Raw genomic sequence first — 14,999 nt, 5'->3', positions numbered from 1 at the left:
GTCACCCCAATGAAGAATCTCCCTCGTCCCGAGCTTCCGTATTCCCTGATGTGGGGTGCGCTGATTCCGCTGGTGGCCTGCGGGCTGCAGTGGGCGCTATGGCCCCACGTCCCTCCCCTCGTCTGGCTATTCTTCTATCCCGCGGTTTTTCTCAGCGCCTGGCTGGGTGGACTCTACGCCGGGCTGCTCGCCACCATACTCTCGGTCGGGCTGGTCTGGTTCTTTTTCGTCGAGCCGCGGCTCTCCTGGGCCGTGGCGGATTCCCGTCACCTGGTCAGTTTTGCCGTCTTTACGTCGATGGGGGTCTTGTTCAGCCGGATTCACCAGAAACTGTTCGACCTGGCGGGGGAGATCGAGCGCATTCAGGCATCAGATCTCGAGGCGAAGCGGGATCGTCTGGAGTTTGCGTTGCGGGCCGCCGATGCTGGGCTTTGGGATTGGGACCTTAAGAGCAGTCGAGTCCTGTGGTCCGAGACCATCTGGCATCTCTACGGCCTGGAACCGGGCAGCTGTGAGCCATCTTACGAGGCCTGGGCGGCAAGCGTCCATCCCGATGATCGCGATACCACCATCGCGAAGCTGCATGCGGCCGTGGAAGCCGGAGGGGATATCTACCTGGAGTGGCGGGTCGCGAACTGCCCGCTCGGCGAGGAGCGCTGGTTATTGTCGAGGGGGCAGCCGGTGCTGGATGCTCACGGTAACCGCTGTCTTTACCGGGGTATCGTGCTGGATATCTCTCGGGTGAAACACTCGGAAACGCGCCTCGCGGACAGCGAGCAGCGCCTGAGTTTCGCGTTGGACACGCTCGGCGTCGGCGCCTGGGAATTGGACCTGCGCACCCGTGCCGCCATGCGCACTCTGCTGCACGACCGGATCTTCGGCTACGAGGAAGCGCTGCCGCTCTGGACCTACGACATGTTCTTGGAGCATGTCACGCCGGAGGATCGCGACCACGTGGACCGGTGTTTCCGCGACGCGACCGCAAGCGGTGCCGACTGGGACTTCGAGTGCCGCATCCGGCGGGTGGACGGTGTGCTGCGATCGATCTGGGCCAAAGGGCGGCATCGGTACGACGAACAAGGCCGACCGCTGGCACTGGCGGGCATCGTGCAGGACATCGCCGAACGGAAGCAGCTGGCGGATGCGCTGGCAGCCAGCGAACGGGAGTTCCGCTTGCTGGCTGAAGCCATGCCCCAGATAGTCTGGGCCACGGATGCGGATGGCCGGAACACCTATTTCAACCATCAGTGGACCGATTACACGGGCCTGTCTCTGGCTGAGAGTTCCGGCCACGGCTGGAACATCCCCTTCCATCCCGATGATCGGAATCGGGCCTGGGTCGCGTGGCGGAACGCTGTCGAAAACAATGCCACCTACGCTCTGGAGTGCCGTCTGCGGCGGGCCGATGGGGTGTACCGCTGGTGGCTGATCCGGGGCGTTCCGGCCGTCGACGACGCTGGAAAAATTCTGAAATGGTTCGGTACCTGCACGGACATCCATGATCTCAAGCTGAACGAGCAGGCGCTACTGCAGAGCCGCGAGAATCTGCTCTCCGTGATGCAGAACGCGCCCTACGGCATCCTGTTGATCAAGACGGACGGCACGACGGCTTACCTGAATCCGACCGCCACCCGGTTGCTGGGGTATAGTCTGGCGGACATCCCCGACCTCGACACGATGTTCAGGAAGGCGTACCCGGAGCCAGCCTATCGGGAACAGGTGCAGCGCGCCTGGCAGGAGAATGTGATGGCTCGCGAGGAAGAGGGCACGCTGGACGAGGCGAGAATCTACACCGTTCACCGTGCCGATGGAGTTCCCCGGGACATCGAGTTTCATGTCACCCGCCTTCCGGATCAGCGCACCTTGGTAACCTTTGCCGACATCACCGACCGCAAGCAGGCGGAGGACCAGTTGCGCAAGCTGGCGCTCGCGGTGGAGCAGAGTCCGGCCAGCATCATCATCACCGACACGAACTCGCTGATCGAGTACGTGAACGACGCCTTTTGCCGCAACACCGGCTATACGCGAGAGGAAGCCCTGCAGCGAAACCCGGCATTCCTGGGATCCGGCCAGACGCCGGCAGACACCTTCCGCAGCCTGCGGGCCATGCTGGCGCAAGGCCTGACTTGGAGGGGCGAGTTGTTCAACCGGCGCAAGGATGGGAGCGATTACGTCGACGATGCCATCATCTCGCCACTGCGTCAGCCCGATGGCCGGGTTACCCATTACGTGGCCGTGCAAGAGGACGTTACCGAGAAGAAGGCACTGTTCCTGGAACTGGAAACGCATCGCCAACATCTCGAACAACTGGTCGAACAGCGGACCCGGGATGTGGTCGCCGCACGTGCGGAAGCAGAAGGCGCCAATCGGGCGAAAAGTGCCTTCCTGGCGAACATGAGTCACGAGATCCGAACGCCGATGAATGCCATTCTGGGCCTGGCTCATCTGCTCAGGAGCGACAGCCCCACTCCGGGTCAACTGGAGCGGCTGGGCAAGATCGATGGGGCAGCGCGACATCTGCTCTCCATCATCAATGACATCCTCGACATCTCGAAGATCGAGGCCGGGCGCCTGGAACTGGAGCACGCGAACTTCCCGCTGGCCAGTATTCTCGATCACGTCCGTTCGCTGATCGCGGAACAGGCCCGCGCCAAGAACCTCAAGGTCGAAGTGGATGGCGACGATGTGCCGCTGTGGCTGAAGGGCGACCCGACCCGTTTGCGTCAAGCGCTGCTCAATTATGCGGGCAACGCCGTGAAGTTTACGGATAGCGGCTCGATCAGCCTGCAGGCGCTGCTGCTGGGCGAGGACGCTGATGGTTTGCTGGTGCGTTTTACTGTCCAGGACACGGGCGTCGGCATCGCGCCTGAGGAAGCAGCTCGGTTGTTCGAGGCGTTCGAGCAGGCCGATGCCTCGACCACCCGCAAGCACGGTGGTACCGGTCTGGGACTCTCCATCACCCGACGTCTGGCCCGGCTGATGGGAGGCACCGTCGGTGTGGACAGCGAACGCGGTCGGGGCAGCTCGTTCTGGTTCACGGTCCGTTTGAAACGGGGGGAGGAAGGGGCTCCGCTCGACCCCGGTGTGTCGCTAGCCTGGGCCGAGGCGGAGCTACGAAGGAACCATACGGGTGCCCGCCTGCTGTTGGCGGAAGACAACGCCATCAACCAGGAGGTCGCATTGCAACTGTTGCAGGCACCCGGACTATTGGTGGATGTCGCCTGGGATGGGCAGCAGGCCGTGGAGAAGGTCAGGGGCAACGCTTACGACCTCATCCTCATGGACGTGCAGATGCCTGGAATCGATGGGCTCGAGGCCACGCGGATCATCCGTGCGATGCCGGAGCGTCGGACGGTCCCGATCCTGGCGATGACCGCCAACGTGTTCGACGAGGACCGACGGGATTGCGTGGACGCGGGCATGAACGACTTCGTCGCCAAGCCCGTGGATCCTGAACTCCTATACGGGACCTTGCTGAAGTGGTTACCCGTCAGGACCATTAGCACCATCGATGGACCGGTCAATGCCGCGGAGGTTTCGGTTGAGGACGAGTACCGGCAGCGCCTGGCCGCGATACCGGGCCTCGACGTGGAGGCAGGGTTGAGCCACACGGGCGGCAAAATGCCGACTTATCTCCGATTTCTCTCGATGCTGGTCTATCAGCATCCTCCGGACCTGCAGCATATCGCGGCGCTCCTGGCTGAGGACAAGCTCGCGGAGATTGGACGCGAGGCACACGCGTTGAAGGGAGCGGCCGGCAACCTGGGCATTGAGAGTGTCGCCGCGCTGGCGGACGCGCTGGGTCTTGCGCTGCGCCGCGATGCCGGCGCTGAGGAAATCCGGCAGATCGGCAATGCGCTCATACAGGACTGGTCGAGGATCAGCGCAATGCTGGTGAGGGTGCTGCCGGATCCGGGCTCAAGGGGCGAGCAAGACCGTCGCTAGGCTGTCGTTGCGATGTATCCCCGAGACGGGCAGTCGACTGCGCGGGCAATAAGAGGTCCATGCCGAGGAATCCAGTCCCCAGGTACAAGTCCATTGACTCCGTGTCGTTTGCGCGCTTTTGTCGAGGAGCCCTCGTAGCGGGTGCGCTCACGTCGCCGGGCCGGTAATGGCTGGTTGTTCCAACCACTGCAGTAGGGTCAGGTAGAGCCGTTCCGGCACGACGGGTTTGCCGATGTGATCGTTCATTCCCGCCTCGAGGCAGGCGTTCCGATCCTCCTCGAAGGCATTGGCGGTCATCGCGAGGATCGGTGTGGCCGCATGACCCGGTAGGGCACGTATGGCACGCGTAGCCTCCAATCCGTCCATGACCGGCATCTGCATATCCATCAACACCAGATCGTAGGGGGCGCTCGCGCAGCGGGAAACAGCGATTCTGCCGTTTTCGGCCGTATCGACGCGGAGTTGTGCCGCCCGCAGCAATTCCAGGGCGACCTCCTGATTGATGGGGTCATCTTCGGCGAGAAGAATGCGGGTTCCGGCATGCTTCCGGCGCAAGGCATTCAGAGCGGAGTCGGAATCCTGCCCTTCGTCGCTGGAATCGATCATGCTGCCGGGTTCGAGCCGCGCCGTGAACCAGAAGGTGCTGCCGCACCCTGGGGTGCTGTCGACGCCCGCATCGCCTCCCATCAATTGCGCGAGACGGCGGGTTATGGTCAGGCCAAGACCTGTGCCGCCGTGCTTCCGGGTGGTCGACGCATCGGCCTGGACAAAAGGGGCGAACAGGCGCTCGCGGCGCCCCGGATCGAGGCCCGGCCCGGTGTCTTCCACCTCGAATCGGACCAGCAGCGTTGAGCCCGTGTTCTCCAACACGCGCGCGCGCAGCGTGATCGAGCCGTGTTCGGTGAATTTGACGGCGTTCCCGACATAGTTGAGCAGAGCCTGTCGCAACCGCGTGGGATCGCCGCGCAACCGGTTTGGTACATTGCCAGCGTCGACCGTGATGCCAAGGCCCTTCTGCTCCGCCGCATCCGCCACCAGTGACCGGGTGTGTTCCAGCAGTTCGGGCAGGGAAAAATCGGCTTGCTCGAATACGATCCGGTCGGCCTCGATCTTCGAAAGATCGAGGATGTCGTTCAACAGGCTCATCAGATGTTGAGCCGCCTGTTCGATCTTGGTCAGACGATCGCTCTGGGTCGGGGTCAAGGGCTCCTTGCGCAACAGGTAGCTCAAACCCAGGATGGCATTCATCGGAGTTCGGATCTCGTGGCTCATATTGGCCAGGAACGTACTCTTGGCCCTTGTGGCGGCTTCGACGTGGAAGCGGTCGATTGCGATCGCGGCCAGATCGGCGGCCTGCTTGATCAGGCGCAGATCCCCGTCCGTGGGCCACGCGGGCTGTCGATGATAGATGGCCAGGGTGCCGAGCACCTGACCGTTGGCGGAAAGGATGGGTTCGGACCAGCAGGAAGCCAGGCCGGCGCTGGCCGCAAGCGTCCTGAATGGGCTCCAGTAAGGGTCGGTCGAGATGTCGGCGGCGATAACGCGCTTCCCGCTGTGTGCGGCTGTGCCGCAGCTGCCCGAGGATGGGCCGATTTCCAGCCCATGGATGGCGCGATTGTAGAACTCGGGAAGGTTCGGGGCGGAACCGACCAGCAGGTGCTTGCCTTCGGGGTCGAGCAACAGGATGCTGCACAGCGTTCCCGGCTGGCCGGCTTCGACGGCGCGCACGATGGCATCGAGGATTTCGCTTAAAGGGGCATTTCGGGCGATCAGATCCATGGCCTGGATGCGCGCGGCTTCCCGCTGGTCGGCCAGCTTGCGTTCGGAGATGTCCTGGAGCGTCCCCATCAGGTAGTCGATGCCACCAGTGGCCCGATAGTGAGGGAATCCGCGCAGCTCCGTCGCCTTGACGGTTCCGGACCGCGCACCGCGCACTTCGACCTCGATCCGGAACGGTTCGCCTGTGGCAAGCGTGTGCTGAAGGCTTTCCACAACCCGTTCGCGCGAGCCTGGCAGGTAGAAATCGAGTCCGGTGGCCAGGTCCGGTTGGTAATCCGCGGGCATCTCGACGATTTCGTAAACACCCTCCGTCCACATCAGCGTGTTGTTCGTCGGGTCGGCGCGCCAGCCGCCCAACTGTCCTACACGCTGACTTTCCCGCAGGAAAAACGCGTTCTCGCGGAGTTTTTCCTCCATGGTTCTGCGCTCATCGATATCGGTATGCGTGCCCAGCATCCGGATCGGCTCATTCGCCGCATTACGCTCCACGACGCGTCCTGTGGACAGGATCCATTTCCAGTTGCCGGACGCCGTGCGTTGGCGGAATTCGGCGTGGTAGTCGTCACTCCTGCCCTCGATATGGTCCTGATAGGCCCGTTGCGCGGCATCGAGATCGTCCGGGTGTAGGTTATCCAGCCAGCGCACATGGGTCTCATGGAACTGGCGCGGGTCGTAGCCGAGCATCAACGCGTACTCGTCGTTCACGATCGCTGCCCCGGTTCGCAGGTTGAGATCATAGAGCCCCTGACGAGCGGCCTTCAGTGCCAGACGAAGGCGCGCTTCACTGATCCGGAGCGCCTCGTCGGCCCGCTTATGCTCGGTCACGTCGATGAAGACACCGTTCCAACGAATGTCGCCGCCCGCCAGGGACACGGGAACAGACTCCAGTCGAAGCCAGCGGATGTCGTCGCCGACGACGAAGCGGCCCTCCCAGCGGAATGGATCAAGGGTGCGTGCGACGGAGCGCTGAGCGGCTTCAAACGCTTCGCGATCCTGCGGGTGCAGGGTGTCGAAGAGAACGCGCGGATTCGCCAGCGCGTCCTCCTTCTTCACGTCGGACAGGGCGCAGAGTCGGTCGCTGATGAAGTCGAAGCGGGCCGTGCCATCGGCGCGCTGGAGGATCGAGTAAATCCCCACGGGTATCCGGCGAACAAGATCGTCATAACGGGCGTTACTTTCCCGCAACGCGTGCTCGGCAGCCCGATTTTGGCTCACGTCCTCGAAGATCGTGTACACCGCGCAGACGTCGCCGCCCAGGGCCGCACGCAGTGGGATGGCGTCGATCTTGATCCAAACATGTTGCCCCCAGGCGGGGTTGAACACCCCCATCAGAACGCCGTGTACCGGTTCGCCGGTGGTCAGCGCAACCATGCTGGGATGCGTGTCTCCGGGAAACGCGGATCCATCTTCATGGATCGCTTGCCAGCGGGAAGCACGCGAGTCCAGGGAACGCAGTTCGTCGACGCTCGCGCCCAGTATCGAGGCTGCGGCCGGGTTCGCGTCGACGATGGCTCCGCTCCGATCCTGATAGACAATGCCATGCGGGGAAGTCTCGAAGAGGAGGCGGTGCTGCTCTTCGCTGCGTTGCAGGGCGGTTTCCGCATTGATGCGCGCGGTGATGTCCTCGACCATGCAAATGTGAGTCGGTCCCTGGTCAATATCGATTCCCAGAGGAGCGATCGTCATGTTGATCCAGACTGCCGAACTGTCCGGTCGCAGGTAGCGTTTGTTCATCCGGAACTCGGTGATCTCGCCTGCATTCAGGCGTGCCATTTGCGCGAGATCCGCCTGCACGTCGTCTGGATGGGTGATCTGCATCCAGTCGAGTGTCGCAAGCTCGTCGCGCGGGCGATCGGCGATTTCCGCAAAACGCTGATTGGCCTGGTGGATGCGGCCGGTCAACGAACTGATCAGGGCGATCCCCACCGGCGCCTTCTCGTAAAGTACCCGGAAGCGCGCCTCGGAGTCCTGGCGGTCCAGCAGCGCCGAGATCGCTCGCCGTTGGCGATTGTGCCGCCACCATGCGAAACCGATCGCAATGAGCCCGAGGACCAGCAGCGAAATGACGGCGGACGTCCATGCCGCCAGGCGTCTGACGCCCGCGTCGGCTTCCGCTTCATCAACCTTGGCGATCAGGGACCACGGGGTGCCGGCAATGGGGGTTGTGTAGGCCAGGACGGACGCGTCGCGATAATCGGGGCCGCGGTGGATCCCGTGGCGACCACGGGCTGCAGACGCGGCGGGAAGGCCCGGGGACGACAGGGGTTTCTGGAGGGTTAGCGGACCTTCTTGCCGGTGGCGCAATGGGCTGATGAAGCGGACACTGTCTCGCTCCGGCCGCACCAGGAAAGTCTCTGCCGATTCGGTCGGAATCGGCCAGCGTGCGACCAGCGGATAAAGGGAGGTTGCGGCGTCCTTGGCCAGATACAGCACGGCCGGGGACGGCGCCCCGGGGATTCTTACGGGCGCGAGCATACCGAATTCGACCCGGCCGTCGGCGTTGCGGTGCAAGTCGACTAGGGAACCGCGCTCCTGGGACAGGATGGCCGCAGCCGAAGTGGCGTGCTCGGCTGCATCGGGAGACCCGATCACCAACAGGTCATGGGCGGACGCATCGAACAGGGCGATCGATAGGTAATGGTGCGCAGCGGCGATGGCTTCCAGACGCTGACGAATCAGCGATTCCAATGCGGTGTTCCGCTGCTGCCCGCCAATCCACCGTGCGATCGACTGCGCGAGCTCGGATTCCGCCGATGCATAGAGATCGGCGTCGACCTTGATGTCGGTCAACATCTGCTCGATCTGCTGCTGTTTCTGTTCCGCGATGGCCGTTAGCTGGTTCTCGAACTCCTGACGCATTTGAGCGCGGGCGCGAAAGAATGCGGACGCACTGACAGCCCCGATCAGGCCAGTGACGATCAGGATAGCGAGCGGGAACCGCCACGGCCGTGCGTCGGGGTTTTGAACATGTCCGGCGTCTGAGGGCGGCATTTGATGCAGCGACAGTTTCGACGTCGGGATTGGCTTGGGCATGGAAACCTGGGAGTAAACGTGAGGGCGGGCGATCGGTTTCCAAAATGAAGTCGTAATTGCTTGCCCCGGAGGCTTCTTCCGGGCTCAGTTGACCGCCGCCGCAACATCCGCGCATGGGCGCCGGACGAGCTTGCTTGCGGAGCGTGCGCGGAGAGCGGCGGATTGCGGCGCCGTCAAGCGGCTGTAGTCTAATTCAAAAAGCGGATATCGGACATTTGTCGCGGGCATTCTTCGGGCCTGGGTCTATCGACGGAAATGATCGGCGTCAATTTGGCTGGGAAGGCCGTGGCGGCCAGGGATAAAGCCTCTGCCGGCCCGAGTCGCGGCTATACCGGCGCCACGGCCGTTGTCCCTCCCGGCGTCAGGGGTTCCCCGGTGTCGGCAAACTTTCGGTACACTGGTGGCCCTTCAACGCACAAGGAGTCAGTCAGATGAGCCTGTTCAGTACCATTCTTGAAAAGCTCGGTTTCGGAAGTGCCCAGGCCGCGCCGGCGCCAGCCGCAGGGGCTGCCGGCGCCGCTCTCGTCGACGTGACCGCGCAACTCGACAGTCGCGCTGCCGCGAGCGCGGAAAAGCTCAATTGGAAGACCTCCATCGTCGACCTGATGAAGCTGCTGGGTTTGGACAGCAGCCTGGCCGCTCGCAAGGAGCTCGCCACCGAGCTGGGTTGCCCGGCCGATCTGATGGGCGACTCTGCCAAAATGAACGTGTGGCTGCACAAAACCGTACTTCAGAAGCTTGCCGACAACGGCGGCAACGTGCCCCCGGAACTCCTGTAGCGGGTTCGCTTGCCTGCATCCGGTCGCCCTGGGCGGCCGGATACCCTACATCCGCGTTTCGGTGTTGGTGGTCGGGTTGCGCGGGATCAATGACGGCGATCCGCATTGGCGCGGCTCCAAGGTTTGATCCGACGGCCGTGCCTTGGCGGGTGCCAACCCGTTCGGTACGTGGGCGGCGTGTTCGCGGCCCCGGCTCACTTTCCGATACAAAAGCTGCTGAAGATGCTGCCCAGCAGGTCTTCGGTCGTGAAGCGGCCGGTGATTTCCCCGAGGGCTTCGTGCGCCGCGCGAAGGTCGTCGGCGAACAATTCCGGGTTTGAGGCTTCGCAATTGATCATCGCCTGATCGAGAGTCTGGCGGGTGCGGCGGAGCGCGTCCAGGTGCCGGCGGCGCGCCATGAAGATCCCGCCCTCCTCGCTGCGATACCCGGCGCACTCCTTGAGGTGCTGACGCAGTTCGGACACGCCGGCACCGGTTTCGGCCGACAGGTAGACATGCGTGCCCGAGGGCGTGAGTTCGATTCGGGGTGCGGCGTTGGTCAGGTCCGTCTTGTTGTGCACTCGTGTGATCGGCACGCTGCCCGGTAGTTCCTGCAGCAGTTCTTCTCCCTGTTCGGGAAAGCGATCGTCGAGGACCAGCAGTACGCGGCCGGCCTCTGCGATCGCGGCCCGGGCACGCCGTATTCCCTCCTGTTCGACGCGGTCCGCGGCATCATGGATTCCCGCCGTATCGATCACATGCAGTGGCAGTCCGTCGATTTGTATGTGCTCCCGCAGCAGATCGCGTGTGGTACCGGCGATGTCGGTGACAATCGCGGTGTCGCGACCGGCCAGACGGTTCAACAGGCTGGATTTTCCGACGTTTGGGCGACCGGCGATGACGACGGTGAGGCCATCGCGGAGCAATTCGCCCTGCCGGGCCGTCGCGACGAGGGTGTCCAGACGGCACGACAACTCGCCAAGTCGGGTAGACACCTGACCGGAGTTCAGAAAGTCGATTTCTTCGTCGCTGAAATCGATGGCCGCCTCGACATAGGTGCGCAGCCAGACGAGTTCGTCGCAGAGTGCGGCGATGCGCTTGGAGAAGTCGCCCTGCAGTGAGCGTTGCGCGGAGCGGGCGGCTTGTTCGGTCGCGGCGTCGATCAGGTCGGCCACGGCTTCGGCCTGAGCAAGATCGATCTTCCCGTTCAGGAAGGCGCGTTCGGTGAATTCGCCGGGTTGGGCGAGGCGCGCGCCGGCGGAGAGGACGCGTTGCAACAGCAGGTCGCTGACGACCGGACCACCATGGCCGTGCAGTTCCAGCATGTCTTCGCCGGAAAAGGAGTGAGGGCCGGGAAAATAAAGTGCCAGGCCCTCGTCGATCACGGAGCCGTCGTGGTCGCGGAAGCGGCAAAGCCGGGCGCGCCGGGGATCCAGGGTCTGCGCGAGGATGGCTTCGACAACCCGACTGACGCCGGGCCCGGACACGCGGACGATGCTGACGCCGCCCCGGCCGGGTGGCGTCGCAATCGCGGCGATGGTGTCGTGGCAGGCCGGCGCGATCATGCGCGGCGGCCCGCGGACTTCAGGCCGGGGACTTCGCGGGCTTCTCGATCTGCTTGGTGATGTACCACTGCTGCGCGATCGACAGGATGTTGTTGACGACCCAGTAGAGCACCAGCCCGGACGGGAAGAAGGCGAAGAAACCGCCGAAGAGATACGGGAAGAACTGCATGACCTTCGCCTGCACCGGATCGGCCGGTGCGGGGTTCAGCTTCTGCTGGATGACCATCGAGATGACCATGATCAGCGGCAGCACGTAGTACGGGTCGCGCGCCGACAGATCGTTCAGCCAGCCCAGGAACGGTGCCTGGCGCAACTCGACGCTCTCGGCCAGCACCCAGTACAGGGCGATGAACACAGGGATCTGCACCAGGATCGGCAGACAGCCGCCGAGCGGGTTGACGCGCTCCTTCCGGTACATCTCCATCATCGCCTGATTGAAGCGCTGGCGATCGTCGCCACAGCGCTCCTTCAGCTCCTGGAGCTTGGGCTGCAGCTTGCGCATGTTCGCCATCGAGCGATAGCTGGCTTCGGATAGCTTGAAGAACAGCGCCTTAATGACCAGCGTTACCGAGATGATCGCGAAGCCCCAGTTGTTGAAGAGTTTATGGAACCATTCGAGCAGCCAGAAAATTGGCTTGGCGATCACGGTCAGCGCACCGAAGTCGACGGTCAACTCCAGGCCGGGCGCGGTGGCTTCGAGCACGCGCTGCAGCTTCGGGCCGGCGTACAGGGTGGCTGCCAGCGCTTGGGTCTGGCCGGGCGCCACGGTGGCATCGGGGCCGGTCGCGCCGATCAGGAAGCGCTTGTTGCCGAGGTCCTTGGTGTAGAAGCTGTTGTCCTGTTCGGCGGAGGGGATCCAGGCGGCCAGGAAGTAGTGTTGGATCATCGCGACCCAGCCGCCCTTGGCGCTGCGGCTGAGGTTCTTGTCCGTCATGTCACTGAAGCTGATCTTCTCGTACCGGGCCTCGGGTGTGTAGAGCACGCCACCGAGATAGGAACGGACGAACTGCGACTTGTCCTTGTCGCTGGTATCGGTGCGCTGCAGCTGCACGTATTGCTTTCCGGTCCAGCCCTGTGCGGAGCGGTTGTCGACACGGTGTTCGAGCTGCACGGAGTAGCTGCCGCGCTGGAAGGTGTACGTTTTCGTGACCGTCAGCCCGCGGCCGTTGGTCCAGGTCAGGGGAACGCGCAAGCTGTCCTGGCCGGGCTCCAGCGTGTAGGCGGTAGAGGCCGGGGTCCAGACGCTGTGATGGGTGGGCGCATCCTGGGGATCGCCGAGCAGTCCGGCCTGGGCGATGAACACGTCGCTTTCGTCGGTCAACAGACGGAAGGGCCGATCGGGTTCATTCTTGCTGATCGGGTACTGCAGCAGTTCGAGCAGGCGCAGGTCGCCGCCGGCGGGGTCGATCGCGGCGCGCAAGGTGTCGGTCGTGACCAGGACGCGATTCGCGGAGGGACTGAGACTTTCCGACTTGGCACGGTCACCGCCGGCGATCTGGTCGAGGGTCTGCGCTGCGGCCGGGGTGTCAGCTGGTGCGCCGGCAGTCCCTGCCGCACCAGGCGTATCGGACGCCACGGGTTGCGGGGGCTTGGGTCCGTAGTCCAGCTGCCATTGCTGCCAGAGCGAATAGCACATGAATGCCAGGATGATGAACAGTACGAACCTGATGTTAGCCATTCTTGTTCTTTCCGAAGGTTTCCGGGACGGGGTCGTAGCCGCCCCGATGCAAAGGGTGGCATTTTAACAGCCTTCGGATGGCGAGATAGGCGCCACGTAGGGCACCGAAGCGCTCGATGGCTGTGATCGCGTAGCTGGAACAGGTCGGGTGGAAACGGCAGTGATTGCCCACCCACGGGCTCAGCAGGAAGCGGTAGGTTCGGATGACGGACAGGAGGACGGCGCGCATCGCTGCAACAGCTGGTTCCAGTGGCGTTTGAACGAGGTGCGCAGCGTGGCGGAGGAAGCTTCAGCGCAGACGTTGCGGGCCATGACGATCACGTCCAGACCCGGCAAAAGGGCGTGATGCTCGCGGAAGGCTTCGCGTAGGATGCGTTTGACTCGGTTCCTGTCGACGGCCCGCCGGAGGCTCTTCTTGGAGATTGCCAGACCGAGACGCGCGGTTCCTGTGCCGTTGGGCCGAGCCAGTACGGTCAGGTGCGCGTCGGAAACGCGCAGGGGCTCGGCGAACACGAAGCGATAGTCGCGCTTCGTCAGCAGGCGCTTCGACTTCGGGAAGTCCCGGGGGCGGGCCGACAAAGGTCACACGGTCAGGCGTTTGCGGCCCTTTGCGCGGCGTGCGTTGATGACTGCCCGGCCGCCGGGAGTCTTCATGCGGGCACGAAAGCCATGCGTGCGAACACGTTTGATTTTGCTGGGTTGATAGGTGCGTTTCATACCGGGAACCTTGACAGAGGATGACGCAAAAAGATCGCGTAGCTTACGTGTGCGAGTCGCGTGGTGTCAAGGCTGTAGGGTGCGAGGGATTGGGGTATATTAATTGACCCAGTCCTTACGGGTGGCCCTGCCGGGCAACCTGCCCCTTGCACCAGCCCGGATCGATCAAGCGCGCGATGAGCAGCCTTTGGAGTCACTGTATCAACAAGCTCGAGGGGGAACTGCCGCCGCAACAATTCAACACGTGGATTCGTCCGCTGCAGGCTATCGAGGGTGCGTCGGAGCTGCGTCTGCTGGCACCGAACCGTTTCGTGCTCGACTGGGTGAAGCAGCATTTCATCGGGAAGATCGAAGAGGTCGTCGCGGGTCTGGGCAAACAGCCGCCGGTGAGCGTGGTGCTAGAGATCGGCAGCCGGAAGGTGCCGGTGACTGCCGAGCCGTCGCCGCCGTCGCGCAAGGCGGTGCCATCCCGGCGCATGGGCGCGAGCAGTCTCAATGCGACGTTCACGTTCGAGAGTTTCGTCGAGGGAAAATCGAATCAGCTGGCGAAGGCCGCCTCGGTGCAGGTGTCGCAGAATGTCGGTCGCGCCTTCAATCCACTGTTCATCTATGGTGGCGTGGGTCTTGGCAAGACGCACCTGATGCACGCCATCGGGAACGAGATTCTGATGGGCAACCCGTCAGCGAATATCGTCTACCTGCATTCGGAACGCTTCGTTTCGGATATGGTCAACGCGTTGCAGCATAACTCGATCAACGCCTTCAAGGAATACTACCGCACGGTTGATGCGCTGTTGATCGACGACATACAGTTCTTCGCAGGCAAGGAACGGTCGCAGGAAGAATTTTTTCATACCTTCAATACCTTGCTCGAGAACAAACATCAGGTCGTGCTGACCTGCGATCGATACCCGAAAGAAATCAAGGGGCTGGAAGAGCGGCTGAAGTCGCGCTTCGGGTGGGGCCTGCCGGTAGCGGTCGAGCCGCCCGATCTGGAGACGCGGGTCGCCATTCTGATGAGCAAGGCACAACAGGCGGGGGTCGATCTGCCGCCCGAGGTGGCCTTCTTTGTCGGGAAGCGCATCCGCTCGAATATCCGCGAGTTGGAGGGAGCGCTGCGGCGGGTCATCGCGAACGCCGAATTTACAGGGCGCGAAATCACGCTGGACTTTTCGAAAGAAGCCTTGCGGGACCTGATCGCGCTGCAGGATCGGCTGATCAATGTCGAGAATATCCAGAAGACGGTGGCCGAGTACTACAAGATTCGGGTGGCTGACCTGTTGTCGACCAAGCGTAACCGCTCGGTCGCTCGACCGCGGCAGTTGGCAATGGCGCTATCGAAGGAACTGACGAATCACAGCTTGCCGGAAATCGGTCAGTTTTTCGGCGGCCGCGACCATACGACGGTGCTGCACGCGTGTCGGCGCGTGAGGGAGCTCAAGGAGGGCGACAGCAAATTCCTGGAAGACTTTTCAAACCTGATGCGCATTCTTTCGAACTGAAGACGCGCGCCGGTGGCGTTGC

At 63.1% G+C, this 14,999-nt stretch carries 9 protein-coding genes; 3 read left to right on the top strand and 6 right to left on the bottom strand.

Annotated elements, in window-relative coordinates; all coding sequences use genetic code 11:
- Positions 1 to 9 precede the first annotated feature (9 nt).
- Entirely contained in the window at positions 10 to 3,945 is a 3,936-nt protein-coding gene (locus tag ACW73L_RS08485; RefSeq protein ID WP_498921323.1) for a PAS domain S-box protein, read from the top strand.
- Between the two features lie 147 nt (positions 3,946 to 4,092).
- Here the strand turns inward: ACW73L_RS08485 and ACW73L_RS08480 are convergent, their stop codons facing one another.
- A complete protein-coding gene (locus tag ACW73L_RS08480) occupies positions 4,093 to 8,757 on the bottom strand; it encodes a PAS domain S-box protein (RefSeq protein WP_498921322.1) in 4,665 nt (1,554 codons plus the stop codon).
- A 431-nt stretch (positions 8,758 to 9,188) separates the two neighbouring features.
- Between ACW73L_RS08480 and ACW73L_RS08475 the strand changes: the two genes are divergently transcribed.
- Entirely contained in the window at positions 9,189 to 9,536 is a 348-nt protein-coding gene (locus tag ACW73L_RS08475) for a DUF3597 domain-containing protein (protein WP_129883376.1), read from the top strand.
- 194 nt (positions 9,537 to 9,730) lie between these two features.
- Here the strand turns inward: ACW73L_RS08475 and mnmE are convergent, their stop codons facing one another.
- From mnmE to rpmH, 5 genes are read right to left on the bottom strand one after another with little or no spacing between them, the layout of a single operon-like run.
- Positions 9,731 to 11,080 (bottom strand): tRNA uridine-5-carboxymethylaminomethyl(34) synthesis GTPase MnmE, encoded by a 1,350-nt coding sequence (gene mnmE / locus ACW73L_RS08470; RefSeq protein ID WP_498921320.1) that lies wholly within the window; start codon positions 11,078 to 11,080, stop codon positions 9,731 to 9,733.
- A gap of 19 nt (positions 11,081 to 11,099) precedes the next feature.
- Positions 11,100 to 12,758, bottom strand: a complete 1,659-nt coding sequence (gene yidC, locus ACW73L_RS08465) for a membrane protein insertase YidC (RefSeq protein ID WP_498921318.1) — start codon at positions 12,756 to 12,758, stop codon at positions 11,100 to 11,102.
- The gene (gene yidD, locus ACW73L_RS08460; protein ID WP_498921316.1) at positions 12,751 to 12,987 is read right to left on the bottom strand and encodes a membrane protein insertion efficiency factor YidD; all 237 of its coding nucleotides are present in this window, start codon (positions 12,985 to 12,987) and stop codon (positions 12,751 to 12,753) included. The genes yidC and yidD overlap by 8 nt, the downstream gene beginning before the upstream one ends.
- Positions 12,939 to 13,337 (bottom strand): ribonuclease P protein component, encoded by a 399-nt coding sequence (gene rnpA / locus ACW73L_RS08455; RefSeq protein ID WP_498921315.1) that lies wholly within the window; start codon positions 13,335 to 13,337, stop codon positions 12,939 to 12,941. The genes yidD and rnpA overlap by 49 nt, the downstream gene beginning before the upstream one ends.
- Positions 13,338 to 13,340: 3 nt before the next feature.
- Entirely contained in the window at positions 13,341 to 13,475 is a 135-nt protein-coding gene (gene rpmH, locus ACW73L_RS08450) for a 50S ribosomal protein L34 (RefSeq protein ID WP_129883381.1), read from the bottom strand.
- Between the two features lie 176 nt (positions 13,476 to 13,651).
- Here rpmH and dnaA point away from each other — a divergent pair, with 176 nt between their 5' ends.
- Entirely contained in the window at positions 13,652 to 14,977 is a 1,326-nt protein-coding gene (gene dnaA / locus ACW73L_RS08445) for a chromosomal replication initiator protein DnaA (protein WP_498921312.1), read from the top strand.
- The last annotated feature ends 22 nt before the right edge of the window (positions 14,978 to 14,999 follow it).

Source organism: Methylolobus aquaticus (genome assembly GCF_054172105.1).
The sequence above is the reverse complement of the archived record's forward strand: the minus strand, read 5'-3'. Positions and strand labels throughout refer to the sequence as shown.

What these genes read in the sequence shown, in the direction of transcription:
- ACW73L_RS08485 (WP_498921323.1), top strand. Translation starts at nt 10, where the DNA reads ATGAAGAATCTCCCTCGTCCCGAGCTTCCGTATTCCCTGATGTGGGGT.
- ACW73L_RS08480 (WP_498921322.1), bottom strand. Translation starts at nt 8,757, where the DNA reads ATGCCCAAGCCAATCCCGACGTCGAAACTGTCGCTGCATCAAATGCCG.
- ACW73L_RS08475 (WP_129883376.1), top strand. Translation starts at nt 9,189, where the DNA reads ATGAGCCTGTTCAGTACCATTCTTGAAAAGCTCGGTTTCGGAAGTGCC.
- mnmE (WP_498921320.1), bottom strand. Translation starts at nt 11,080, where the DNA reads ATGATCGCGCCGGCCTGCCACGACACCATCGCCGCGATTGCGACGCCA.
- yidC (WP_498921318.1), bottom strand. Translation starts at nt 12,758, where the DNA reads ATGGCTAACATCAGGTTCGTACTGTTCATCATCCTGGCATTCATGTGC.
- yidD (WP_498921316.1), bottom strand. Translation starts at nt 12,987, where the DNA reads ATGCGCGCCGTCCTCCTGTCCGTCATCCGAACCTACCGCTTCCTGCTG.
- rpmH (WP_129883381.1), bottom strand. Translation starts at nt 13,475, where the DNA reads ATGAAACGCACCTATCAACCCAGCAAAATCAAACGTGTTCGCACGCAT.
- dnaA (WP_498921312.1), top strand. Translation starts at nt 13,652, where the DNA reads ATGAGCAGCCTTTGGAGTCACTGTATCAACAAGCTCGAGGGGGAACTG.